Raw genomic sequence first — 23,712 nt, 5'->3', positions numbered from 1 at the left:
TAGGTTAAACGGCTTTTTAATGTATTACTGCTCCGTCATTATTATCTTCCTTTAATAATTGTTCCGCAGAAGAAGGCGCTTTTAAGTCTTCAAAAAACAATTCATCTTGTTCAAAAGCGGTTCCAATAACGGCTAAATCGGCTCCAGCCTCATAAACCGCATCAAGCTGGGCTTTGCTTCTTATACCTCCACCAACAATAATTGGGAGTTGCACTGCTTTTTTGACTTCAGAAATTATACGCTGTGTCAAAGGAGCTTTAGCACCACTTCCAGCCTCTAAATAAATCAACTTCATACCAAGTAGATGTCCGGCACAAGCGGTATCCACAATATCCTGTACATTGGTACGAGACAAAGGTTTTTCGCCCGTTACACGTTCAACAGCTGTTACTTTTCCGCCTTCAATTAATAGATAGCCGGTTGGAACAACTTCCAAATTACTGCCTTTTAATTTTGAAACCGCCTGCACATGTTTTCCTATGAGATATTCGGGATTTCGACCTGAAATAAGCGACAAAAACAACAAGGCATCCGCTTTGTTGGTAATTTGGGTCACATCACCAGGAAATAAAACCACTGGTAAATTGCTGTGTTTTTTAATTTCAGAAACGAGAATATCGGTTACAAAATCGTCCACCGTGCTTCCACCAACAAAAATATGTGTCGCCAGCGATGCGTTTACTTTTAGTAAAAAAGAATCAGTTCTTTCAACAGGAAATTTATCGGGATCGATTAAAACCGCTAGTAGCTTTTTTTTCTCTAAAACCGATTTTAATATGTTTTGATATATGTTATTCACCACAAATATTTATCTAACGTTTAACGCCTTAATTTTTAACCATTAATTATTAACCATCAACAGCGTAAGCGCAGGTAAACCCTTCAAATTCAAAAAAATGAATGTCGTATGGGTATTTCTTGTCTTTGTAATCAATCCAAGCTTTAGTTTCTTCGTCTTTCAACTCAAAAGGAATCACTAAAAGACAATCTTTAAAACTCAAACCAGGAACAGCAAATAACTTATATAAAGACTCTTTAACGCACCAAATGGCCGTTAATTTTTTAATGTAACAAGTTGATGTTTTATCGAGGTAATCAAATTCATAATCAACAAACTTATGAGCGATCACTGTAATTTTATCACGTTGTTTTTCAATATCAATACCCACAATACCATCACTAACAATCACCCCGGCAAAAATGAAAGAATGTGTAATCGAGATTTGCCTACCATCTTTTAAATGTGGCTTTCCGTTTTCGTCGTAAAATAAATCGGTGTCATCATAGCCAAATTCGGCCAATAATTTACGTACACAAAGAAATCCGCGTTGGTGCAATTCACTTTTCATACCCAAAACACGCTTTAGTGTTTCTGGTTTTAGCACCATACCTTCCATTAAATCATCATAAGACTCTTCAATCTTCCAGATTTTAACGGTAGTTTGTGAATTTGGTGTTATGGTTTTATAAAGAGGCATTTAAAATCTAAAACTTATTGATTACCTTTGCAGCTCCTAAATATTTAAGGGCTATTTTGATAGGCGAATTTAAGTATTTTAAGTCCTAATCACAATGATGTTTGGGTTTTAACAAAAAGAAAAAATTGATATGAGTACAAAAACAATTCCATACGTAGCAAACAAGGTAAAAGACATCACACTTGCCGATTGGGGTAGAAAAGAAATAGAATTAGCCGAAGCTGAAATGCCAGGACTAATGAGCTTAAGAGAAGAGTACAAAGATGCTCAACCTCTAAAAGGCGCTAGAATTGCTGGTTGTTTACACATGACCATTCAAACAGCGGTTTTAATTGAAACTTTACAAGCTTTAGGTGCTGAAGTCACTTGGAGTTCTTGTAACATTTTCTCTACTCAAGATCAAGCTGCTGCGGCTATTGCTGCTGCTGGAACAGCTGTATACGCTTGGAAGGATATGACTGAAGAAGAATTTGACTGGTGTATCGAGCAAACTTTATTTTTTGGAGAAGACAGACAACCTCTGAACATGATTCTTGATGATGGTGGTGATTTAACCAACATGGTTTTAGATAAATACCCAGAATTAGCTTCAGGAATTAATGGTTTATCTGAAGAAACCACTACTGGTGTTCACAGACTTTACGAGCGTGTAAAAAAGGGAACACTTCCAATGCCTGCTATTAACGTAAATGATTCAGTTACTAAATCGAAATTCGATAACAAATACGGATGTAAAGAATCTGCTGTAGATGCGATTCGTCGTGCAACAGATATCATGTTAGCTGGAAAACGTGTAACTGTTTGTGGTTATGGAGATGTTGGTAAAGGTACTGCGGCTTCTTTTAAAGGTGCAGGAAGTATTGTAACCATTACAGAAATTGACCCAATTTGTGCACTTCAAGCTGCGATGGACGGTTTTGAAGTTAAAAAACTAGAAACTGTTATTGGAAATACTGATATCGTTATCACAACAACAGGAAATAAAGATATCGTTCAAGGCAGACACTTTGAGGCTTTAAAAGACAAAGCTATTGTTTGTAACATTGGGCATTTTGATAATGAAATTGACATGGCTTGGTTAAACAAAAACTACGGTCATACTAAAAACACGATCAAACCTCAGGTTGATAAATACACTATTGACGGTAAAGACATTATCATACTTGCCGAAGGCCGTTTAGTAAACTTAGGTTGCGCAACGGGTCATCCAAGTTTTGTAATGAGTAACTCTTTTACAAACCAAACTTTAGCACAAATTGAACTTTGGACTAATGCTGATGCCTACGAAAACCAAGTTTATATGTTACCAAAAGCTTTAGATGAAAAAGTAGCAAAATTACACTTGGCTAAAATTGGAGTTGAATTAACTGAATTACGCGAAGAGCAAGCCAGTTATATTGGTGTAACGGTTGAAGGACCATACAAACCAGAGCACTACAGGTACTAGTTTTTCATTTCCGCGAAAGCGGAAATCTCAAGCACGGAAGTAATTATATAAAACAAAATCCCAAGCAATCATGTTTGGGATTTTTTCATTTTTGGGCGTTACCCTGAAAAAGGGTCGGGCTTTCACTACTCGCTCCCTTCTTAGGTCGGGGAGCTCAAACAAGCCGTTCAATCCCTAACGCAAGTGTAGAACTCTATTCATTTACCAAATCCAATCAAAACACTACCAGAAATTCGAATCTTCATAAGAGAAAAAATTCAGCTATTCAGCAGGGTCTTCGAGCGGAGTCGAGAAGTAATATTTTGATAACCATTATTGTTCTCGACTCCGCTCGAACGCCCTAAAATTCATCACTAAAACTCTTAACACTTATTAATCTACCAAGTCTTCTTCAAAATACCACCATAAACTGGAATCTATAGAGGATTTCATTTTAGTAATATCTGCATGGTCTTTTAAAAAAATAGTGAGGTTATCGCCTTCTCTATTGCGACCATAAGTTTTTCTAATTTCAACAAGTTCAACATCATCAAAATGATCTAAGTGTTTTTTAATTCTAGGCACTAAAGCTTCATCACTTAAAAAAATTTTAATTGTAGGGTGCGATGGGGAATTTCTAATTTCAGATCTAAAAGGCAGCATATCTTATCAGTTTTAAATGAAACAATTAGGTTGGTTATAGTTGGAATAGCTTAAAGTTAAGAATTTAATTGATATCTTTTAGAAATATTTTAAAGCATGATTCACAAGCAAATAGAAAAACTTCAAAAGCTATTAGATGAAATAGAGGGTACTTTTCCTTACAAAAACCTAAAAAATCCAGAGGTTTCAAAATCGACCATTGGCTGGCAACTCGACCATAGCTTAAAAGTTTTTAATGCCGTTTGTAAAGTCCTGGCAGCTTCCAACCCTGAGGATTACAAGCCAAATTTCAACCTCACCCGTTGGTTTATTTTTTTAATAGGTGCCTTCCCTAGAGGAAAAGTTAAAGCTCCAAAACAAGTGGTTTCTACAAGCTCAAATATTTCAGTAAACATATTAAGGAGTCAGCTTGAAGACGCTCACACAGGATTAAAGATCATAAGCACTTTAGATAAACACGCCTTTTTTAAGCATCATATCTTTGGAAATTTATCAAAAAAAAAGACCTTTAGGTTTTTAGAAATACACACAGAACATCATTTAAAAATTGTAAGAGAAATTTTAGCCTATTCCAAATAAAGAAAAGCTTAAAATACCTTATTTTTACCGCTTAAAAACCTAAACTCCCTTCAAACTGAAAGAAAACGCAGAAGAACCGAATAAAGACAGCACACCGCCTAAGAAAAGGAAGTACCGAGGCTTAAGACGCTTGGGCAGAGTTTTTATGGGCTTAATTGTTTTTTTTGTTGTTCTCGTTCTCCTGATTAGAACCCCATGGGCTCAAAATTTTATTAAAAGCAAAGCCCTCAATTATGTGTCTTCTAAAACAGACACTAAAATCGATATCGAATCCCTATTTTTAACCTTTGATGGCGACATAAAAATCACAGGACTTTATCTTGAAGACCTACAACAAGACACACTTATTTACTCCAGATCATTAGAAGCTAACTTGGCAATTATCCCACTAATTACCGGTGAGAGTTTTGGAATAGATGGTCTAGACTGGGAAGGTGTTCGTGCGCACGTTTGGCGAAAAGACTCTATTCAAGGCTATAATTTTAATTTTTTAATCGATGCTTTTGCTTCGCAAGACACGACTACTGTTGAAGTTGAAACCGACACAACCTCAACAAACATGAAGTTCATGTTAAGAGACCTCGATTTAAAAGATTTTGAACTCTCCTTTAATGACGACCTCATCGGCATACAAAGTTCGGCTAAATTCGATGAACTATTTCTAGATTTAAAAACCATGGACCTCGACGCTATGCTCTTCGAGGCGCCCGAAGCTAGCATTACCAATGCTAAAATAGAAGTTCTTCAAAGTGAATCAAAAACCGTTGATAACGATACCACAAGCAGTACCTTACCTCGATTTCTTGTAGAAGAATTTGCTTTAAAAAATGTTAATGTCCATTACAATTCGAGCACAGCTGATTTAAATTTAAAAACCAATATCCATAATTTTTTAGCTGAAGACACCGAAATTAATCTAGACACGAACCTCATCACTTTAGAGGACATTGCTTTAAGTAATTCATCTGTAAATCTTGAACTCACACAGGTAGCAAGTACAACTGCCCCTGAAACTTCAGAAAAGTTTGAATGGCCAGATTACGATATTTCCGTAGACCAAGTTAACCTAGAAAACAACAATATTGCCTACTTTGTAAATGGCAACAGATCTAAAAAAGGTGTTTTTAACGCCAATGCTTTAGATTTTAAAAACCTGACACTCATAGCCAATACCGTTTACATGAATAAAGGCGGTGTGGGTTTAAATGTTGAAAAAGGGCAGTTTCAAGAACGTTCTGGTTTAAACTTGAAACATCTCATGATGCAGGCAAAACTCGGTGCTAAAAAACTAAGTTTAGGTAATTTAGACATCGCTTTAAACAAAGACAGGCTTGTGGGTCATCTTGAAATGCAGTACCCTGAGATTAACGCCTTGATGGAAAGACCTGAAAAGTCTAAGCTTGATGTGCAACTTTCTAAAATTAATTTTGATTTTAACGACATATTTCTGTTTCAACCTGATTTAAGAGCCAACGAATATATGGCTGCTTTAAGTAAAAAACAGCTTTCGGGTAATGCCAAAGCGAATGGGTACATTTCAGACATCCATATTCCGAGTTTAAATTTACAATGGGGCGATTCAACGAAACTCTCAGCTACAGGTCGTATTAAGAATGCTACTAATACCGATTCTTTAAAATACAACCTTCCAAGCTATAAAATCAAAACGTATAAACCAGACATCGAGCGCTTTGTTGCTATTGAAGATTCTACTGTAAACATTCCTAATAGTATATTTTTATCAGGAAATATTGAAGGCTCACTCAACGGAGTATCAACAAACAGCACCTTAGCCACAGACCAAGGGTTTGCGAGTATTGACGGAAGTTTCGATGACTTTGAGAATATTAAATTCAACACCGAAATTGCCGTTGAAGAATATGAGCTAAACAAGCTGCTTAACGACCCCAAATTCGGGACACTAACCGCTCATGTTTCAGCGAATGGCGGTGGTAAAACGGTAAACAACCTTAACGCCTTAGCGACTGTTTTTATTAACGACTTTAGCTATAACAATTATGAGATTTCAGAACTTGAAATTAACGGCGATATTAAAAACGGTGAAGGCGTTATCACTTCTATTTACAAAGATGAGTTTATTGATATCGACTTAAATGCCTATGTGATTTTAGACTCTATCGCTCCAGAGGTTACAGCAGATCTTATTCTAGCAGGTGCCAACTTGCAAAAATTAGGTTTAACCAATCAAAATATAAAAACCGCCTTTAATTTAAACTTCGATTTTAAAGGTGACGCTTCTACATTTGATGCTTATGCGCTAATGAATGAAGGAGTGGTGGTTTATGACAATGAATCCTTTTTACTTGGTGAATTAAAAGCCATTGCTCACCTAAAACCAGACACGACTTCGGTTGTTGTTGAAAATAAAATTATTAATGTAGACTTACAGTCTAATGCGAGTCCAACGGTTTTTAGTAAAGCGTTAGAACACCATATCACTAGTTATTTTTATAGAGATAGTAGGACCGATGTTTTAGACACCCTGCAAAACCCTGTTAAAATTAAACTTAAGGCTAGACTGGCCAATTCTGATGTCATCAACGAGGCCTTTTTGGTGAACTTAGAAGATATGGACACCATAAATGTAGAAATGGATTTTAATGAGAAAGAGCGTAAACTCTTGGCTCATGTAGATGCCCCTCACATCAATTATTCTCAAAAGATTATTGACAGTTTATCCTTTACAATGGTTACCGATGCTGATAAGTTTGATTTTAATTTAGGCTTTAGTGAAATTAGCGCCGGCCCCCTACTGCTTCCTAAATCAATTATTACAGGCGAACAAATAAATAACGAACTTCATTTAGACCTTAATGCATCATATAAAGGAGAGGAACTATCTGATGTACGCGCTACAATTACAGGTACCCGAGACAGCTTAAATTTTCATGTTTTACCTGAAAAGCTTCTCTTAAATAAAGAACTATGGAGCACGCCTCAAGACAATGCGGTCATTTACTACCCCGACCGTATTACTTTCAATAATTTTAGTTTTTCAAAAAACAATCAATCGGTTGGTTTTACCGATAAGCTTCCGGAAATAAAAAAAGATCATATTGCAATGACCTATGAAAATTTCAAATTAACTGAGATTTTCAACTATTTAAACCCTGAAAAACCCATTGCAAAAGGAGATTTAAACGGGCTATTAGTACTTGAAGACCCACTAAATAACTTAGGTTTTCTAGCCGATTTAAATATTTCTGAATTAGAAATAAAAAACATGAACATGGGCACTTTAAGTCTCCAAGGAAAATCTCAAGGTGCTAACAACTACAGCGTAGAAAGCACTTTATCGGGTGGAGATATTGATTTAAACCTTAACGGAAATTATAAAACCCAGAACAACATTGCCAATTTAGACATCGATATCAACCTGAATCAATTCAACATGCATGCCTTGGAAGGCTTAACTGATGGTGAAGTGATGGAAACCGACGGCTATTTTAAAGGCAACTTTAAAATTAGTGGAACTACTGAAGCCCCTAAATATGACGGCACTATCAACTTTAATCAGGCGAAATTTAGAGTCACCAAACTTAACACAGCCTTTGCGCTAATTGACGAAACTTTAAAAATTGACAACACAGGTATCTATTTCACAGATTTTGAAGTTCAAGATGAAAACAATAACGCTTTTGATATTGCTGGAAACATAGGCACAGACTCCTTTATCAATCCAACATTCGACTTAAGTTTAAATGCTGAAAACTTTCAAATTTTGAATGCTACAAAAGATGATAATGACATGCTTTATGGGAAGATTGTTTTTGATGCCGATGCTAAAATTACGGGTGATTTAGAAATTCCTAAAATAGACCTCAGACTTAACGTAGACTCTGAAACAGATGTCACCTACATCATGCCGGCCTCTTCGGTTGATGAAGAATCACGAGAAGGTGTTGTACGTTTTGTAAACCGAAAGGACCCTGATGCTATTTTAACAGAAACTAATGAGCAAACCACTACCCTTACTGGTTTTAATATTTCTAGCTACTTGGTGGTTGGCGACAATGCAACATTTAATATAATTATTGACGAACAGACCAACGATAACTTTAAGGTATATGGTCAAGGTGAATTTGATTTTACCATGAGACCCAATGGCCAAATGAACCTTTCGGGAGTTTATAATGTTTCCGGAGGCCATTATGAAATGAGCTTATATAATTTGGTAAACAGACGCTTTGAACTTGCTCCAGAAAGTAGAGTGACTTGGTCTGGAAACCCTTTTGATGCAGAGATGGATGTTAGTGCCATATACGACGTTGAAACCTCTGCTTCTGGCTTAATGGCTTCGGCGGCTTCTGGAATAGACCTCAAGGAGAAAGGACGCTACCAACAAGTTTTACCTTTCTTGGTGTATTTAAATATTGACGGCGAACTTACAGCTCCTGAAATTTCATTTAAGCTCGATATGCCTGAAGATGAACAAGGTGCTATTAGCGGGCAAGTATATGGCAGGGTACAGCAAATTAACCAAGAACCTGATGCTTTAAACAAACAGGTCTTCTCACTTTTAGTTTTAAATCGCTTCTATCCAGATTCAAATAGTGACGGTAGTGAAGGTGGCTTTAGCGCGATTGCTAGAGATAATTTAACCAGTGCGCTTTCTGACCAGCTCAATGTATTCTCAGATAAACTTTTAGGAAATTCTGGCTTTGATTTGGATTTTGGACTTAATAGCTTCACCGATTATCAGGGCGATTCACCTCAAGATCGTACCAACTTAGATATTGCTGCCCAGAAGAAACTATTTCACGACCGTTTAATTGTAAAAGTGGGTAGTGAAGTTGAAGTACAAGGGCATTCTGATGGTAGAGAATCTACCCCGCTTATTGGGAACGTAAACCTAGAATACTTGCTCACAAAAGATGGCCGTTATAAACTTAGAGGGTTTAGAAAAAACGAATATGAAAATATTATTGAAGGGCAAACCATTGCTACTGGACTAGCCCTTGCTTTCACCCAAGAATTCAACAAATACCGAGAGCTTTGGGACGCCATGTTCAAAGCCACAAAAGAGGAAAAAGAAGTAAAGAAAGCACAAAAAGAAGAAGAAGAAGAAGAAGAAAACCTCGAAGACAAAAACGAAACTAAAAACAAAGACTAACAAAAAATAGCATCCATTTAAATATGACGTTTAGAAACTTCTTAGTCTTATGTACCATCATCGTATTATGCTACGCTTGTAGTGTTGCGAAATACATTCCAGAGGATGAACGTCTCTACTCTGGTGCTACGCTAGAAATAGAAAGCGATTCTTTACTTAAAGACAAAGCTAAAGATGTTATTAAAACCAATTTGAATTCAGTCATTGCCATAACGCCTGAGCCAAATAGTAAAATTTTAGGCATGCCTTTAGGCTTATATTACTATTATAAAAACCAGCAGGAGCATCCTGGATTTATCAATAAATGGCTGTATAAAAACTTTGGCGAAGAACCTGTTTACGAAAGTGATGTACAACCTTTTGAGGTGGAGTCTCTACTGCTTAATAGATTAGACAATAGAGGGTTCTTTTACAGTTCAGCGTCTTCAGATTTTGTATTTGATGAAGAAGACAAAGAAGCATCGGTAGCCTATAAAGTTATAGTAGCTCAACCTTATAAAATGGAACAATATACTGTAGATAGTCTTCCAGAACCTATAGGCAGCAATATAAAAGCTCACATGGACAAAACCGTCCTAAAGAAAGATATGCGTTTTGATTTACCGCTTATGCAAAATGAACGTAAACGTATCGATTTATCACTAAAGAAAAGGGGGTATTATAATTTCAATGAAAGATTTTTATTGTTTGAAGCAGACACCAATCAATATAGAAACAAACGTTTTGATTTATACTTAAAGTTGAAGGAAGAAACACCTAAGGCTGCCATAGTGCCTTATGAGGTTTCTAAAATAAACATCTATCCGCATTACAGTATAGAAACCGACAGTTTGGACATATCTCCTGAGCGCTATGAGAATAAAAATTACTATCAGGATGAATTATTTTTCAAACTAAAATATCTTGATCCCTTTGTAACGCTTGAGGAAGGACAGAATTACAATGCTGAAGATTCTAAAAACACCGCACGGCGACTATCACAAATAGGAACCTATAAATTTGTAAATATTCAATATAAAGAAGTGGATTCGGCGCTCACAGACAGCCTGGGAGAACTTGAAGCCAATATTTACTTATCACCACTCAACAAAAGAGCCATTCAAGCCGAATTACAGGCTGTCACAAAGTCTAACAACTTTACAGGACCTGCTATGTCGCTATCTTTTTTAAACCGCAACTTGTTTAATGGAGGTGAAACTCTAAAATTAAGCGCCAAGTTTGGTTATGAAGCACAGTTTACGCGAGGCAGCGACGAAACCGAAAAACTAAGCAGTACCCAACTGGGTTTAAGTGCAGAATTATTATTTCCAAGAATTATATTCCCTATAAAAGTAGGACCACACTTTTTTAAATACAACATCCCTAAAACAAAAACATCTTTAAGCCTCGATTATTTAGATCGAAAAGGATACTTCAGCTTAATCTCTTCTTCTGCCCTTTTTGGTTACACCTGGGATGCTAACAGATTGGTCACTTATGAAATCAACCCGATAAGCATCAACTACACCAAACCTTCTAACGTTACGGAAGCCTTTCAAGACATCTTAGACGATAACCCTTATATGCAAGACAGTTTTGAACAGGAGTTCATCACTGGAATGACTTTCTCTTTCACTTATAACGGTTTGTTAGAAACCCGTAAACGTGATCAAATATTCTTCAATACCAAATTAGATATAGCAGGAAACTCCTTAAGCCTTTTTAATAAGGACAATCCTGATGGGAGCCCCAATGAAGTTTTCGGGTTAGAATACGCCCAATATGCCAAAGCCGATGTTGACATTTACTACCATCATAAATTTAAGAAAGACCATATTTTAGCCAGTCGAATTTTTGCAGGTTATGGTATTGCCTACGGAAACTCCACCATTCTTCCCAATGTGAAGCAGTATTTTGCTGGTGGCCCTTACAGTGTTCGTGCGTTTAGAATCCGCTCTTTAGGCCCTGGAACCTTTGACGGTAAAACAGTGAGCGACACCTATTACGATCAAACGGGAAACATCAGACTAGAAGCTAACATTGAATACCGCTTCCCTATTTACTCCTTTTTTAAGGGTGCAGCCTTTGTTGATGCTGGTAACATTTGGAACTCTATTGAAAACCCATCTTTACCTGGCGGAAAATTTACTAGCTCCTTTCTTCAAGAATTAGGTATGGGCGCCGGTGTTGGTCTGCGTGTAGATGTTCAAGGTTTTGTAATACGATTAGATTTAGCAACCCCTTTTCATAATCCAGCCTTACCAGAAGGAGAACGTTATAACTTTGATACGCAAGAATCAGTATTGAACTTCGCCATCGGTTATCCGTTTTAAACCGAAGGCATATCAAATAAAAAACCCCGAATACAACATAACGGGGTCACAATCATATACAGCTTTTAAATCAATAGTAATTATTACTTCGATTTCTATAAAGTAATCAAATGATTTTGAAATAAATATTCAGATTTTATTATGAAGCATACAGGTTCTCGACTCCGCTCGAACACCATAAACAAACAACTTCAAAGACGGTGTTCGAGCGGAGTCGAGAACGTCTATAACTAAAAAAATTTTTAAGACACAAAGGCCCAACGTACCATAAACATTTATAAATCAGCGCTATATGTGTCTTAAAAATTTTATTTCAAAATTATTATGTTACCTTATAAAAATCGATTTAACATAATAAAAAGGTCCTTCAGGTTTTAAAAACCTGAAGGACCTTCTAAACTCTAAATTTGTTATTATTCTGTAAGCTTCAACTTTGCTAAATCATGAAAGAAAAAGTTCTTATCATCATTCATTGAAACAAATACGCCATTAGGGAATTTATCACCTAAAGCCATTGTAGTCACATCACAACCATCAGTTTCAACAGTACCTAAATTAAGCTCTTTTATAAAAGCAAGCGTATCTAGGTCGAAAATATTAAAAGTGTGTGCTTGCTGGTTAGACACAATAAGAAAACCACGGTCTTCATATTTTGCAATAGCAAGACCTTCAATATCTCTTTCAAAATGTTCACCACCAATCGTAGCAACTTCTTCGTTACCTTTAGAAGGCTCGGCATGATATTTTCTAACCCCGTGCATTTCATCAGAATAGTAAACAAAACCATTTTCGTTATCTACAGCAATGGCTTCAATTTCTTTTTTACCACTGAATTTACCAAATTCTCTTACTAACTTGGCATGCACTCCTAAGCTATCGCTAGACAATTCGTATTGATGTAAATAACCATCTGCTGGTCCGTTTTTTCTACCAACAATCGCGTAAATTTTGTTAGAGGTGGCCGATTTATAAAGCGCAATTCCCATTGGTGAATCACCTTCTTCTTCAACCGCATTTTCAAAAACAGAATAACCACCGTTATCTAACGGAATCATCTCAGGAACGGCATAAAGTCTAAATACTTTACGTTCTCTTTCCGTAAAAGCAATAATAGCTGTTTCTGTTGAATCGTTGACTTTAAACCCGTATTCTAAATCGATGTTATTAGGACGCTTTAAGCCGCGAACGGTTTTATCTTCAATAACTTTTCCGTCTAAATTAAAAGCATAAATAGCGCCTTCGGTATTTTTATCGGTACCAAAAATGATACTTTTTGAAGCATCGTTTGGGTTGATCCAAATGGCAGGATCATCAGAATCATGTAAAGTGTGTTCTGTAATCACATCTGGTGCGATTTCTGGTAATTTTTTACCACATGAACTCACTGCTATGGCAAGTGTTGTTAATAAAAGTAATTTTTTCATTTATATATTTTTAAATGAGGTATACAGGAAAGTGCCTTGATTGTCATATTAAGCCTGTCGAAATATATTTTATCCTCTCATAGGTTTCGACAAGCTCAACCTGACAAATCAAATTCAACGATCCTGTTAAACAACCTCTTGTTTACATATTATACTATTTTCTATTAAATAAATCGTATTTCACACCAAAAGTAAAACGTCTTCCGTAGTATTCGGTTTGCATGGTTCTATCTCTTTCCCCTTGGAAATAACGTAAAGATTGGTTTGTTATGTTATTTACATCAGCGTAGACACTTAAGTTATCGGTGATATTAAATCCAGCGTTGAAATCTAAGAAAAACTGTTGATCGTAGTATCTATCTTCAAAAGCATTTCCTCCAATTTCATCGATATAAGCATCAGAGAAGTTAGCAGAAAGTCTTGCACTAAACTTTTTATCAGAATACCCTAAAGACCCGTTAAATAAATTTGGTGCTGTATTAGGTAAATCTAAATCTTCACGTTCTTCACCATCTTCATTTCTAATACCATCAGTACTAGAAGTTACATATGTATAGTTCGCATAAACACTGAAGTTTTTAGCAAAACCAGGTAAGAAATCTAACTGACGTTGGAAAGAAAACTCTAAACCAAATACAGAAGCTTTATCACCGTTTACTGGTTGATACACATCAAAACCTGTTGTTCCAGCTCCAAAAGTATCATCTTCAGTTTCAAACTGAGACGTATAAATAAAGTCTTTAATATCTTTATAAAACGCGCCACCTGAAACAATACCAACACTTTTAAAATAGTGCTCAGCCATAATATCAAAGTTCATTGATGTTGTGGGATCTAGAGCTGGGTTACCGATAAAAATTTCATCATCACCATGAACAATATCAACTGTAGGTACAATATCTACATAGTTAGGGCGCGCTAAAGTGTTGGTCCAAGCAAAACGTAATACTGTCGCATCAGTCGCATTAAATTTAAAGTGCACACCTGGAAGTACGTTAGTATAAGAGCTCTCTCTAGTGACCTCACCAAGAAAAGTATCTTCATCTTCAATTTCGTTTCCTGTAGCGATTAAATTAGTATTTTCAACTCTTAAACCTACAATCATACTTAATTTATCTGTGATTTTTTGATCGGCCATAATGTAAGCTGCATAAACATCTTCCTTCACATCAAAGTTTTCACGTAAATATTCATCTGGAACTGGGTCACCTCCTGATAAATCAAGACTACCTAACCATTCGTTATCGGCAAAGTAACCTGCTTTATACTTGCTTCCAACTAGATAATCTGGATCTGTTAGGTTTTTTGTAGGTACATCAGCAAGTGTTGGATACATCGCTTCTAAATCATTTTCAAAAAAGTTATTGTCTCTATACTTAGTTTTGAAACGCCCTCTTCCTCCAAATTTAATAGAACTATTTCCTTGTCCGAATAAATCTAAAGGCCATTCAAAGTTTAAGAAGGTATTAATGTCTTGCTCTTCGGTGTATTGATTTTCTTCAGTAATATCGGCAAATTCAAAAGCAGACATATCATCAGCATCCGCAGGGTTTACTGGTGTAAATAAAGGGTATCTCATGTTCGACACATCGTTGTTGATGATGTATTCAGTTTCGTAAACCGCATAACGCTCATTTAAACGTTCTTCTGAAGCTTTAGCATAAGAAGCCATCCAATCAACTTTTAATTTTCCAACTAAGTGATCACCACCTAAGCTGTAATTTTGCATACGTTGATCTTCTAAACGGGTATTTTTATTTCTGTTATTATCAATACCACCTTTAGTTTCTCTAACCACTTCAACAGGAAAACGCGTAGGCACATTGTTTTCAATAGTAAAATCACCAACTTCAATATCCTCACCATCTAAAATACCATGCTCTAAAACATAACGGTTTTCACGGTCATCTCTCCAGTTGTATATGGTTTTTAAGTAAATGCTATTGTTGTTGTCAAAGTCATAATCAAAGTTTGCAGAAAAACTTCTTCTCACACGTTGAACAATATAGTTACGTTGCTCGTAAACGTTAGTATACGGATCAACATCAACAGTTTCAACATCCGTTCCGTTGAAATATTCAAATTCATCAGACCATTCAGCTTCCACATCATGAGAACCAAAATCATTGTCGTTAATAGACGCAGAAAGCATCCATCCAAACTTATCATTTTTACTACGATCACCTAATAGAAAGGCGCCGTTTAAGATTCTTTTCCCAGAAATTTCGTTGATTCCAGAACCTGCAGTAGCAGACAGTCTAAACCCTTCAGGAGATGTTCTGGTCACTAAGTTTACAGCACCACCTAAAGCATCAGCATCCATATCTGGAGTTAGTGCTTTAGTTACCTCTATAAGTTGAATCATGTCTGCAGGAATTAAATCCATTTGAACGTTTCTATTATCACCTTCAGCTGAAGGAATACGGCTTCCATTTAAAGTCACAGAGTTTAATTGTGGTGCTAAACCACGAACAATAATGTTTCTAGCCTCCCCTTGATCCACTTGCATAGTAATACCAGGAATACGTTTCACAGCATCACCAATATTAGCATCTGGGAATTTACCAATTTGATCGGTAGATACTATATTAGTAATGTTGGCTTTATTTTTTTGTGCATTCAAAGCCTTAGCCTGACCACTGTTGTATCCTGTAATTAAAACATCTTCTAAAGCAACAGACGAAGGACGAATAACAATGGTCACCTCTGCAGTTTGACCTGCATATACGGTTACACTAGTTTCGGCAGTGCTATAACCAATATAGGTTACTTTAATGGCGTGTTTCCCTTCAGGAACGCCAACAATGGTAAATTTACCATCCTCGTCAGATAAATTACCTTTACTTAAGGCTTCAATTATAACGTTACTAAAAGGAACCGAAAGACCATTTTCGTCGATCACCTTCCCTTGAATATTTCCATTTTGAGCAAATCCCCAAAACGAAAAGCATATTATAGTTAATAATAATGCGTACTGTTTTTTCATCATTTTATTATTTTTAGTTTGGAGGCAAATCTAGGTTTCAAGTGCCGTTTCAAACTGAAATAAGTATTAACAAAAGGTAACTTAAGCCCTAAAACAGGCTATATAGGATAGCAACATTAACACGCCGATAACATTCGGGTGACATTTCATTAAACCCTGCTAAAGATTAAGCAAATACCCTTGCAAATCGGTTTTAGAATCGATAGGCAGCTTCTTTCTCAGCCTATATCGCGCAATACGAACACTATCGGGTGTGATATGAAGAATGGAAGCAATCTCTTTTGAAGACAAATTGAGGCGTAACAACATGGAAAGTCGCAATTCTGAAGCCGACAAATTGGTGTTAACATCAGATTTCAAATTTTTAAAAAAGTCGGGGTTAATTTTTCCAAAAAAGCCCATGAGTTCGGTCCACTCATCACCATTTACCAAATCAAAATCAATTTCTTTTGCTAAATCTTCCAATTTAGATTTTACAAACTCGCCATTCCTAGATTTTAAATTGGTGAGGGTTTTAGAAATATCTGAAAGCAACTTATTCTTATGTGCAATATTTAAACTGTAGTTTGTGAGTGCAGAAATTTTAATATCAATTTCTTTTTTCAAGGCAGTTTCTTCGGCAGTTTTTGCATCTAAATCGGCTTGAAGAATTTGTTGCTTGTATTGCAGAATTTCTTTTTCTTGACGTTTACGTTTTTTCATATAAATAAACCAAGCCACAAATACTAAAAACATGGCAACACTCACAATCAAGATGGCCAATTGACGGGTTTCATTAATTTGATTTTGCTTATTAAGTAACACCAATTGGGCTTCACTCTCCTTAACATGGTAAAGAATCTCCATGGCACTAACCAAATCGGCGTTTCTGCGTTTAAAATCTTCGTCGTTTAAAGTATTTTGCTGATGCAGGAAATCGTAAGCATTTTTATACTCGCCCAATTCAGCATAAGTTCTAGCCAAATCTTTTAAAGCACTCTCCTCCTGACTTACATTTTTAGTTTTCTTAGCCAAATTAAGGGCCTCTTGGGTATAATCTAGGGATTTATCAAAATGGCCTTGCTTTCTGTTTACATCACCAAGGTTATTGATAATATTAATTTTCAGATCTGAAGCTTCCGGCTTTTCATAATCGAATGCTTTTTTAAAATAAGTGTAGGCTAAATCATATTGCTCTAAATCCTCATAGATACTCCCCATATTTTCATAGGTTATGGCGAGTCCTGTACTATCTTCAAGGGCTTCAAAAATTTCTAAGCTTTGTTTTTGATAAGCCAAGGCCTTTTGGTAGTCGCCTTGTTTTTCGGCCACACCGCCTAATAAGGAGTTGGCCGTAGCCAAACCACCTTGGAATCCTATTTTTTTAGAAATGTCAACACTTTGATCTAAATAAAGTTTGGCCTCTTTATATTGTTTTAGATTGTGATGAATAGCAGCAATATTATTGTTAGCGTAAATATAGAAGCTATCCTTTTCAACGTAATACTCTTGAGCCACATGATAGTTTTTAAGGGCTTCACTATCTAGGTTTAAGCTTTTATAAAAATTGGCAAGCTTAACATAAACTTGAGCTATTTTTAAGGAATCTTCAGCTTTTTGGGCCGTATTAAGACGTTTTTTAAGCGCATTAATTCTAAGTTCATGAGAAAGACCTGTTTTTTCTTGTGCGTTTAGGGAATGATAAACACAAAAAAACGTAATAATAAGTAGGTATTTAATAAAATTCACGGTGGTATTTTTATTTAACAAAAGGTTGCAAAATAACTCCATGAACATTAACAAAACATTATTTTAAAAACATGTTTTGATTAAAAAAAGAAAACAGGAAAAGCCCTTCCTGAAAACAGAAAGGGCTTTTTATACATTAAGAAAACTGTTTCTTAAGCCTCGAAAGGCTCGATAGAAACGTAAGATTTATTATCTTTTTTCTTTGTGAATTTTACAAGTCCATCAACTTTAGCGTGTAAAGTGTGGTCTTTTCCTTGGTATACATTTTCACCTGGGTGATGTGTATTACCACGTTGTCTTATGATAATGTTTCCAGCAATAGCAGCTTGTCCACCAAAAATCTTAACGCCTAAACGTTTCGATTCTGATTCTCTACCATTCTTCGAACTACCAACTCCTTTTTTATGAGCCATGATCTTAAGGTTTTATATTGTTAATATTAAGCGTTATTGAAAATTACTTTTCAATACCACCGTCTAATTCGTCTTGCCATTTTTTCAACTCATCCCACTTACCATCAGCAGCTAATTGAGCTTGTGCTGGCCAAGTATCAGTTACGTGGTTACCACGAACATCAGCAATGATTTCTGCAATTTTAGCAGCATCAGTTTTTGCTAATTTAGCAAAAGTTGCGATTCCTGCTTCAGCTAAAGTTTCAGCGATTTTTGGTCCAATTCCTTCGATTTTTTTCAAATCATCAGATTTAGTAGCCTTTGCTTTTTTTGCTGGAGTTGCTTTCTTTTCAACTTTGGCAGCTTTTTTAGCTCCCGAAGTGGCAATACTTTCAATTACGATTTCAGTTAAAGATTGACGGTGACCATTTTTCACACGGTAACCTTTACGTCTTTTCTTTTTGAAAACTATAACTTTATCACCTTTAAGGTGCTTTAAGACTTTTGCTCCTACTTGAGCTCCGTCTATAGCTGGGGCGCCTACAGTTACATTGTCACCATCACCTACTAAAAGAACATTATCGAAAGAAACTTCTTTACCTTCTTCAGTTTGTAAACGGTTAACAAAAACTTTTTGGTCTTTTTCAACTTTGAATTGTTGCCCTGCTATCTCTACAATTGCGTACATAGCGTAACGTTTTTATTAATTATTTTATTTGAAATGAACCTACCTCTCGGAAGGCGGGTGCAAATATACTTCTAATTAATTAAACTACAAACGTTTTACCCTTGATAGGCCAATATTTTTCAACTTTTTTTCGTAACGCCCATAAAAACCCGAGAAACACCCCGCTAAAACACCATAAAAAGCTGAAATACTTCTGTTTGAAATCATTTTTTAGACGTCTAAAGCCATTACAAATTTAGCTTTTTAACATATTAAATCGCAATATTTAGTAGCTTTGCAACGAAACAACCATTTCTAATACATCTATTATGAAAACAATAAAACACCTATTAATTCTTGCTCTTGTAACAACTTTTACTTTTAGTTGTAAAAACAAAAATGCTGAAGTTAGAACTGTTGAAGTTGAAACTGCTGCAGAATCAACAAAAGAAGTTGACCCCAATGCGACTTACGCTAAAGCGGAATTTACCATTAAAGGGATGACCTGTGCTATGGGTTGTGCGGCAACCATACAAAAGAAAATTTCTAAAATGGACGGTGTAAAATCGGCTAAAGTAGATTTTGAAAAAGAACTGGCTATGGTTGAATACGATGAAGCTAAAGTCAACCCAACGTCATTGGAAGAAACTGTTATTGGCGTATCTGACACCTATTCGGTAACCGATATGAAAACCGTTGATGCTTTTTCTACAAAAACAGCTTGCAAACCAGGTTGTGAAAAAGACTGTTGTAAAGCTGACGTAAAAAAAGGAGAAAAAATGGCCTGTAAAGCCGATTGCAAAGAAGCTTGTTGTTCAGGTAAAACTAAAACAGCTTGTGAGCCAGGATGCGAAAAAGACTGCTGCAAAGATGGTGTGAAAGCTGGAGAAAAAATGGCTTGTAAAGCAGATTGTAAAGAAGCATGCTGCAAGGAGAAAGCAGCGTAGTTAATTTATTATTGATTCGTGTTTCTGTTTATTCGTTTAAGCGTTTATTTGTTTAATCGGACCATTAATTGATTAATTATTATTGGACTCACTACTTTTACAAAACAATTAATTTTAGAGCCTTGTATCTTGATTCCTCAGTCTTAAACCTCTCAAAAAAAACTCCTATTTAAAATTAAAACAAGTAGTCAAAACATAAAACAAAGCCCGTTTCACGATTGACGCTTCCCGGTGAAAATTTTTCACTTTTCATTATTAACTTTTCATTTAACAAAAGCTACTTCCACTCCACCGTTTCCATAATATGCCTAATATCCTTTTGGATATAATTAGCGGCTGGCAAAATAGAATCATAATTAGGCTTGGCATAAAAATATAGCGAACCTGTTAAAAAATGCTGTACGCTATCGGTAACATAAAACTGTGAAGGAGACGCTACATCACCTTTAACTTCCGCGAAAGCGCCATACACTTTACGCGTAGTATTCTCATAGGCCGTTACTGGAATTTCATCGGCTTTAACCGTATGTTTTTGAGTAAAATTTTGAGCATCTCTTAAAAAATCTTTGAGATTTTTTTCATCGTTATCAATAGACTTATACGTTAAAAACAAGGTGCCTTTTAATGAAGGATATTCAATATTCACACCATAACTTTCGGTTGGTGCTTGAACTTTTTGAGTTTTTATTTCAGTAGCTAGCTCGTTAGTTTCGAAGGTAAACGGCAAATCGAATTCTGTTTTTTTATACTTGGCTTCAGGATACTCCAACCTTAAAAAAGCTTTAGGTTTAGGCACCACGGCATCTTCGCAAGCCACCAAGCAAACCACAAATAGTATTAAAACGTAATAGATTTTCATCATTCTTTAATCGTAAATTTTAAAAGCTTAATACGTTTTTTGTCTAAAGCTTCAATAGTAAAAACGTAATTTTCAAAATTTATTTTACTGTTTAACTTCGGGAAACTCCCCGATATTTCTAAAACAAAACCGGCAATGGTTTCAGATTCACCTTTACTCGTTTCAAAAACAGTTTCGTCTTCAATTTTAATGATTTTATAAAAATCTTTCAGGGCTGTTTTACCTTCAAAAACATAGTTGTGATCATCCAGCTTGGAGTAGGTCAAATCTTCGTCATCAAATTCATCACTAATGTCACCTACAATTTCTTCAATAATATCTTCTAAAGAAATTAAGCCTGAGGTACCACCGTATTCATCAACCACCACAGCCAAATGCACTTTTTTCTCTTGGAATTCAGTCATTAAATCATCCAGCTTTTTATTCTCTGGAACAAAAAATGGGTCACGTAAAAGGCTCGTCCAATCAAATTGTTTTCTATCTATATATGGTAGTAAATCTTTAACATACAAAATTCCTTCAATGGTATCGATACTATCTTTATAAACGGGAATTCTGGAATAGCCATTAGCAATCACCTCGGGCATAATATCGGCGTATTTCTGCTCAATATTTAGGGCAAAAATATCTATACGCGGACGCATAACTTGTTTGGTATCTGTATTTCCAAAAGATACAATACCCTTTAAAATCTTGTGTTCTTCTTGTGTGGTATCCTCTTCGCTAGTGAGTTCTAAAGCCTGCGATAACTGGTCAACACTAATATTCGATTTCTGTTTACCGAGTTTACTATGAATGCCTAAAGTCACACTACGCATAGGTAAACTTATGGGCGATAATAGAAAGTCTAACACCTTTAAAGGGTAGGCCATAAAAACAGCGAACTTTAAATTGTTTCTGCTCGCGTAAATTTTAGGCAAGATTTCACCAAACAGCAAAATTAAAAAGGTAACTACAACAACTTCAATAAGAAACTTAACCTGTGGATTACTAAAATGGCTAAACATAATATCACTTAAAAAAGCGAATAAAATAACCACAGCAATATTTATAAAATTATTAGCGACTAAAATGGTAGCCAATAACTTTTTAGGGCGCTCTAGAAGTTTTTCTATAATTTGAATACGGCGCGATGAATGCTCAATACCTTCGTCTATATCTGCTCTTCCCAAGGAAAATAGCGCCACTTCGGCCCCAGAAATAAGTGCAGAACATAAGAGGAGTACAAACAACAAAACAAAACCAAGAACTACAGGGAGGTCTGTGGCTATAAATAAGGACATTAAACTGGCAGGATCAGGATCCAATGGCAACTGGTTTAGTTAAACTTAAATGTTGAAAAATCATAGTTTTCATTTTAAAACGGAAGATCATCTTCAGCACCTTCATCGCTAGGCTTTTGCACCGGCTCTTGTTTAGCTGAAGTTGCAGTGTTTTGAGGCGCTGCTTGATTCGAACTGCTAGTAGCGCTAGAACCACTTTCCTTTTTAGTTGTTAAAAAAGTAAAATCACTACAGTGAATTTCGGTAGAATAACGCTCTAAACCTTTATCATCCATCCATTTTCTGGTTTTCAAACGGCCCTCGATGTACACCTTATCCCCTTTACTCAAGTACTTTTCACAAATTTCAGCACCTTTATTTCTAACTACAATATTATGCCACTCGGTATTTGTTATACGTTCATTAGTTTGCCTATTAGTATAGGTTTCGTTAGTAGCCAAAGGGAATCGCCCAAGGCAGTTACCACCTTCAAAATAGTGCATTTTCACTTCATCACCCAAATGCCCAATAAGCATCACTTTGTTTAACGTTCCTGACATAATTTGTATTAAAATTAGAAAAGCAAAATTAGTTTAAATGCTTCACATGATTTTAAAATTAAGAAAAAAATGTGACGCCAATAAACTTAGGCTTCGAAAATAAGAAATTCTAAGCCAACTACCATATATATAATAGGTTTGAAAATAACCCCTAAAAATTGAAGTTTTCAATAAAATTACCAATTAATATAGGCACTGCATAATCGCGAATATTTTCAACAGGTATGGTTTCACCTTTTAAAGTCTTCACATTTACAATCCAAAAATTAGTATATAAATGTTGATGCGATAATTTATGAACAATAGGCTCCTTATTATAAAGTCGCCACGAATAATCCTGACCACTTAATAAGTCTTGTGATTGTATAACAGTTTCAAAACCTTTAGTATCCAGGTTGCTATTAGATTCCACTAAAGGGAACTGAAACAGGTTTTGCCAAATCCCTTTCCCTTCGCGTTGCTCTAAAATGGTATTTCCGCTTTCATCAATGAATACTAAAAAATTAAAATATTTCTTTTTCGCTTTCGCGGATTTAATCTTTACGGGCAACTCCCCTATTTTATTATTTCGAAAAGCAAAACATGACTCCTGAAACACGCAAACCTCACAATCTGGATTTTTAGGCTTGCATTGTATAGCTCCAAACTCCATAATAGCTTGATTAAATGCCGAAGGTTGCTTTTCATCAATAAGCTCATGCGCCAAATCCTTAAATTCCTTTGCGCCTTTTGATGAGTTTATGGGCGTATCTATTCCGTAATAACGTGACAGCACTCGGTACACATTACCATCAACCACCGGTGTGGCTTCGTTAAAGCAGAAGGACGCTATGGCACTAGCCGTATAATCACCAACACCCTTCAATTTTAACAAGTCCTTATATGTATTAGGAAACACACCATTTAAATCGTTCGCTACGTATTTTGCCGAAGCATGTAAATTTCGAGCTCTAGAATAGTAACCCAATCCTTGCCATAATTTTAATACTTCAGACTCTTTTGCTACAGCTAAATCGAAAACTGACGGAAAATTAGTAATAAAAGCATCATAAAATGGTAACCCCTGATTTACTTGTGTTTGCTGTAAAATTATTTCAGACAACCATATATGGTATGGATTTGTAGTATTTCGCCAAGGTAAATCACGCTTATTTACTGAATACCAATTAATTAACTTTTTTGAAAATATCATGCACGAATTAAATAGAGCGCGTAAAAATAAACGTTTATAATATTAAATTTAAGTGAATTAGGTTTGAAATATTGAATATTAAATCCTTATATTTGCATCCCTT

The 23,712-nt window shown here is 35.7% G+C and carries 17 protein-coding genes; 5 read left to right on the top strand and 12 right to left on the bottom strand.

Annotated features, from left to right (window positions below):
* Positions 1 to 16: 16 nt before the first annotated feature.
* Together F6U93_RS06400 and F6U93_RS06395 are read right to left on the bottom strand one after the other, a co-directional pair.
* The gene (locus F6U93_RS06400) at positions 17 to 799 is read right to left on the bottom strand and encodes a geranylgeranylglyceryl/heptaprenylglyceryl phosphate synthase (protein ID WP_150938291.1); all 783 of its coding nucleotides are present in this window, start codon (positions 797 to 799) and stop codon (positions 17 to 19) included.
* Between the two features lie 49 nt (positions 800 to 848).
* Complete coding sequence (locus tag F6U93_RS06395) at positions 849 to 1,478, bottom strand: 4'-phosphopantetheinyl transferase family protein (protein ID WP_150937986.1); 630 nt, start codon at positions 1,476 to 1,478, stop codon at positions 849 to 851.
* Positions 1,479 to 1,608: 130 nt separating this feature from the next.
* Between F6U93_RS06395 and ahcY the strand changes: the two genes are divergently transcribed.
* Positions 1,609 to 2,925: an adenosylhomocysteinase gene (gene ahcY / locus F6U93_RS06390; protein WP_150937984.1), complete on the top strand. Its 1,317-nt coding sequence runs from the start codon at positions 1,609 to 1,611 to the stop codon at positions 2,923 to 2,925.
* 372 nt (positions 2,926 to 3,297) lie between these two features.
* Here the strand turns inward: ahcY and F6U93_RS06385 are convergent, their stop codons facing one another.
* Positions 3,298 to 3,567: a hypothetical protein gene (locus tag F6U93_RS06385; protein WP_150937982.1), complete on the bottom strand. Its 270-nt coding sequence runs from the start codon at positions 3,565 to 3,567 to the stop codon at positions 3,298 to 3,300.
* 96 nt (positions 3,568 to 3,663) lie between these two features.
* Here F6U93_RS06385 and F6U93_RS06380 point away from each other — a divergent pair, with 96 nt between their 5' ends.
* The 3 genes from F6U93_RS06380 to tamL all read left to right on the top strand — a co-directional run bounded on the left by F6U93_RS06380 (position 3,664) and on the right by tamL (position 11,592).
* Positions 3,664 to 4,146 (top strand): DUF1569 domain-containing protein, encoded by a 483-nt coding sequence (locus F6U93_RS06380; RefSeq protein ID WP_150937980.1) that lies wholly within the window; start codon positions 3,664 to 3,666, stop codon positions 4,144 to 4,146.
* Positions 4,147 to 4,381: 235 nt separating this feature from the next.
* Positions 4,382 to 9,280 (top strand): translocation/assembly module TamB domain-containing protein, encoded by a 4,899-nt coding sequence (locus tag F6U93_RS06375; protein ID WP_225312594.1) that lies wholly within the window; start codon positions 4,382 to 4,384, stop codon positions 9,278 to 9,280.
* Between the two features lie 23 nt (positions 9,281 to 9,303).
* Complete coding sequence (gene tamL, locus F6U93_RS06370) at positions 9,304 to 11,592, top strand: translocation and assembly module lipoprotein TamL (protein ID WP_150937978.1); 2,289 nt, start codon at positions 9,304 to 9,306, stop codon at positions 11,590 to 11,592.
* 413 nt (positions 11,593 to 12,005) lie between these two features.
* Here tamL and F6U93_RS06365 read toward each other — a convergent pair whose 3' ends face one another.
* From F6U93_RS06365 to rplU, 5 genes are all read right to left on the bottom strand, one after another.
* Entirely contained in the window at positions 12,006 to 13,016 is a 1,011-nt protein-coding gene (locus tag F6U93_RS06365; protein WP_150937976.1) for a phytase, read from the bottom strand.
* 154 nt (positions 13,017 to 13,170) lie between these two features.
* Positions 13,171 to 16,005 (bottom strand): TonB-dependent receptor, encoded by a 2,835-nt coding sequence (locus F6U93_RS06360; protein ID WP_150937974.1) that lies wholly within the window; start codon positions 16,003 to 16,005, stop codon positions 13,171 to 13,173.
* A gap of 156 nt (positions 16,006 to 16,161) precedes the next feature.
* A complete protein-coding gene (locus tag F6U93_RS06355) occupies positions 16,162 to 17,730 on the bottom strand; it encodes a tetratricopeptide repeat protein (protein WP_191963462.1) in 1,569 nt (522 codons plus the stop codon).
* A 152-nt stretch (positions 17,731 to 17,882) separates the two neighbouring features.
* Positions 17,883 to 18,143, bottom strand: a complete 261-nt coding sequence (rpmA, locus tag F6U93_RS06350; protein WP_013869859.1) for a 50S ribosomal protein L27 — start codon at positions 18,141 to 18,143, stop codon at positions 17,883 to 17,885.
* A gap of 43 nt (positions 18,144 to 18,186) precedes the next feature.
* Positions 18,187 to 18,810, bottom strand: a complete 624-nt coding sequence (gene rplU, locus F6U93_RS06345; protein ID WP_150937970.1) for a 50S ribosomal protein L21 — start codon at positions 18,808 to 18,810, stop codon at positions 18,187 to 18,189.
* A gap of 308 nt (positions 18,811 to 19,118) precedes the next feature.
* On the opposite strand from rplU, the gene F6U93_RS06340 reads away from it, so the two are divergent.
* Positions 19,119 to 19,736: a heavy-metal-associated domain-containing protein gene (locus F6U93_RS06340; protein ID WP_150937968.1), complete on the top strand. Its 618-nt coding sequence runs from the start codon at positions 19,119 to 19,121 to the stop codon at positions 19,734 to 19,736.
* A gap of 277 nt (positions 19,737 to 20,013) precedes the next feature.
* On the opposite strand, the gene gldD is transcribed toward F6U93_RS06340, so the two are convergent.
* From gldD to mutY, 4 genes are all read right to left on the bottom strand, one after another.
* The gene (gldD, locus tag F6U93_RS06335) at positions 20,014 to 20,595 is read right to left on the bottom strand and encodes a gliding motility lipoprotein GldD (RefSeq protein ID WP_150938287.1); all 582 of its coding nucleotides are present in this window, start codon (positions 20,593 to 20,595) and stop codon (positions 20,014 to 20,016) included.
* Positions 20,595 to 21,902: a gliding motility-associated protein GldE gene (locus F6U93_RS06330; RefSeq protein WP_150937966.1), complete on the bottom strand. Its 1,308-nt coding sequence runs from the start codon at positions 21,900 to 21,902 to the stop codon at positions 20,595 to 20,597. The genes gldD and F6U93_RS06330 overlap by 1 nt, the downstream gene beginning before the upstream one ends.
* A 50-nt stretch (positions 21,903 to 21,952) precedes the next feature.
* Complete coding sequence (locus F6U93_RS06325; RefSeq protein WP_150937964.1) at positions 21,953 to 22,417, bottom strand: single-stranded DNA-binding protein; 465 nt, start codon at positions 22,415 to 22,417, stop codon at positions 21,953 to 21,955.
* A 151-nt stretch (positions 22,418 to 22,568) separates the two neighbouring features.
* Positions 22,569 to 23,609 (bottom strand): A/G-specific adenine glycosylase, encoded by a 1,041-nt coding sequence (mutY, locus tag F6U93_RS06320; protein ID WP_150937962.1) that lies wholly within the window; start codon positions 23,607 to 23,609, stop codon positions 22,569 to 22,571.
* Positions 23,610 to 23,712 lie beyond the last annotated feature (103 nt).

It is taken from the genome of Pseudotamlana haliotis (assembly GCF_008806375.1).
Classification (GTDB): domain Bacteria; phylum Bacteroidota; class Bacteroidia; order Flavobacteriales; family Flavobacteriaceae; genus Pseudotamlana; species Pseudotamlana haliotis.
The sequence above is the reverse complement of the archived record's forward strand: the minus strand, read 5'-3'. Positions and strand labels throughout refer to the sequence as shown.

Excerpts from the sequence above, each read along its gene's own strand:
- ahcY (WP_150937984.1), top strand. The coding sequence starts at position 1,609 with ATGAGTACAAAAACAATTCCATACGTAGCAAACAAGGTAAAAGACATC.
- F6U93_RS06365 (WP_150937976.1), bottom strand. The coding sequence starts at position 13,016 with ATGAAAAAATTACTTTTATTAACAACACTTGCCATAGCAGTGAGTTCA.
- F6U93_RS06340 (WP_150937968.1), top strand. The coding sequence starts at position 19,119 with ATGAAAACAATAAAACACCTATTAATTCTTGCTCTTGTAACAACTTTT.
- F6U93_RS06385 (WP_150937982.1), bottom strand. The coding sequence starts at position 3,567 with ATGCTGCCTTTTAGATCTGAAATTAGAAATTCCCCATCGCACCCTACA.
- mutY (WP_150937962.1), bottom strand. The coding sequence starts at position 23,609 with ATGATATTTTCAAAAAAGTTAATTAATTGGTATTCAGTAAATAAGCGT.
- F6U93_RS06395 (WP_150937986.1), bottom strand. The coding sequence starts at position 1,478 with ATGCCTCTTTATAAAACCATAACACCAAATTCACAAACTACCGTTAAA.
- F6U93_RS06360 (WP_150937974.1), bottom strand. The coding sequence starts at position 16,005 with ATGATGAAAAAACAGTACGCATTATTATTAACTATAATATGCTTTTCG.
- F6U93_RS06380 (WP_150937980.1), top strand. The coding sequence starts at position 3,664 with ATGATTCACAAGCAAATAGAAAAACTTCAAAAGCTATTAGATGAAATA.
- tamL (WP_150937978.1), top strand. The coding sequence starts at position 9,304 with ATGACGTTTAGAAACTTCTTAGTCTTATGTACCATCATCGTATTATGC.
- rpmA (WP_013869859.1), bottom strand. The coding sequence starts at position 18,143 with ATGGCTCATAAAAAAGGAGTTGGTAGTTCGAAGAATGGTAGAGAATCA.
- F6U93_RS06325 (WP_150937964.1), bottom strand. The coding sequence starts at position 22,417 with ATGTCAGGAACGTTAAACAAAGTGATGCTTATTGGGCATTTGGGTGAT.
- rplU (WP_150937970.1), bottom strand. The coding sequence starts at position 18,810 with ATGTACGCAATTGTAGAGATAGCAGGGCAACAATTCAAAGTTGAAAAA.
- gldD (WP_150938287.1), bottom strand. The coding sequence starts at position 20,595 with ATGAAAATCTATTACGTTTTAATACTATTTGTGGTTTGCTTGGTGGCT.